The 1,633-nt window shown below is 65.0% G+C and carries 3 protein-coding genes; 1 reads left to right on the top strand and 2 read right to left on the bottom strand.

All coding sequences use genetic code 11. The annotated features are described in order from the left end of the window. The coding region (locus EOA60_RS32030) for an Lrp/AsnC family transcriptional regulator (RefSeq protein ID WP_164899736.1) at nt 1-281 on the top strand (281 nt) is incomplete at its 5' end. A gap of 68 nt (nt 282-349) precedes the next feature. On the opposite strand, the gene EOA60_RS32025 is transcribed toward EOA60_RS32030, so the two are convergent. Together EOA60_RS32025 and EOA60_RS32020 are read right to left on the bottom strand one after the other, a co-directional pair. Next, complete coding sequence (locus tag EOA60_RS32025; RefSeq protein WP_095823237.1) at nt 350-982, bottom strand: HAD family hydrolase; 633 nt, start codon at nt 980-982, stop codon at nt 350-352. Then, nucleotides 975-1,547: an SIS domain-containing protein gene (locus EOA60_RS32020; protein ID WP_066994501.1), complete on the bottom strand. Its 573-nt coding sequence runs from the start codon at nt 1,545-1,547 to the stop codon at nt 975-977. Before EOA60_RS32020 ends, EOA60_RS32025 begins: the two co-directional genes overlap by 8 nt. Nucleotides 1,548-1,633 lie beyond the last annotated feature (86 nt).

Below are 1,633 nucleotides of genomic sequence, written 5' to 3'. Positions count from 1 at the left end.
GCATGGATGTCGTCGCCTTCTGCCTGATCGGCCTGCACCATCAGGCCGACGCCGAGCTCAAGGCTTTTGCGGAGCGGACGAGGGGCTGGCCGATCGTTCGCGATGCCTGGATGGTGTCGGGCGAGTCCGATTTCCTGCTGCATTGCGTGGCAAGCGACCTTGGCACCTTCCAGACCTTCGTCATCGAGGAGCTCGCCTCGGCGCCCAATGTCGACACGGTGCGCACCGCGCTGACCATCCGCCGGGTCAAGGATGAGGGGCTGGTCGCCTTTCCGGCTTAATGCGCCGGCTTCCGATGAAGCCGCTGGAAAAACAGCGGCTTGGCGCTCAATTTTGAATCAATCCGCGATCATTGCGATCGTATCGCGGTGAGCAGACCTTCCAGGTCCCGCACATCGCGCAGCGGCAAAACGGAAAAGCCGCCCATCGGTGTGGCTTCGCCATCGACAAGCCAGCCGCGCTCGAGGCCGGCGCGCTGGCCTGCTTCCATGTCGGCCGGCTTGTCGCCGACGATCAGCGATCGCTTGAGATCGAGGCCGAGGCGGCGCCCTGCCTCGAGCAGCATGCCCGGATTGGGCTTGCGCATCGGATGATCGGCCATCGCCAGCGGGCCCGAACCGGCCTCGTGGTAGGCGCAGGCCAGCACCATGTCGACGGCTGCGTTCTTCTCGGCAAGCAGTTCGAGCACCCGCTGATTGACCCGGGCGAAGGCATCCCAGCCAAAATAGCCGCGCGCGATACCGGACTGATTAGTGATGAGGATGACCGGAATGCCGCGCCGATTCGCGGCTTCTATGGCAGGCGCGATACCGTCGCGCAGCACCATGGCGTCCGGATCGTCAGGATAGCCGGTATCGATATTGATGGTGCCGTCACGGTCTAGAAACAGTGCCGGCAGGCCAGCCGGAAACGCCTTGGCGCCAATCCGCTCGATCCACAGGCCGGGCTCGACGAGCGGAAAATCCCCTTCGCGGTCAGCCATTGCTGAGACGCGCTTCGACCGCCTCGCACAGGTGGTGATAGAGGCAGAGATGCCCCTGCTGGATGATCGGCGTCGAGGTCGACGGCACGTTGAGCAAGATGTCCGTGAGCGGCTTGAGCTTGCCGCCGGTGTCGCCGGTGAGGCTGATCACCGTCATGCCCATGGCCCGCGCCTGCTCGGCGGCGGCAAGGATGCTCGGCGAATTGCCGCTGGTGGAGATGGCGAGCAATACCGCGCCTTCCGACCCATGCGCCTCTACCTGGCGTGAGAAGACGGTGTCGAAGCCGTAGTCGTTGCCCCAGGCGGTCAGCACCGCCGCATTGGCCGGCAGCGCGATGACATTGTAGGCCTTGCGCTCTTTAAGGAACCGGCCGACCAGTTCGCCGGCGATGTGGATGGCGTCGCTCGCCGAGCCGCCATTGCCGCAGATCAGCAGCGCCTTGCCGTGTGACAGCGCCTTCACGACCGCGCTCACCGCGCGCTCCATCTCGCCGGTGAGATCGCGCTCGACCATTGCCGAGATCGCCGCCGCGGAGCGGACCAGATAGTCGTTCAGCTCGGACATGAAACCCTCAATTCGCGCCGCCGGCGCGCAGCTTGCCGATGGTTTTGGTGGTGCTCTTGCCGGCGACGAGGTCGACCAGCACCACA

It is taken from the genome of Mesorhizobium sp. M1A.F.Ca.IN.020.06.1.1 (assembly GCF_004023265.1).
Lineage (GTDB): Bacteria > Pseudomonadota > Alphaproteobacteria > Rhizobiales > Rhizobiaceae > Mesorhizobium.
This window is presented reverse-complemented; position numbering and strand designations above follow the sequence as displayed.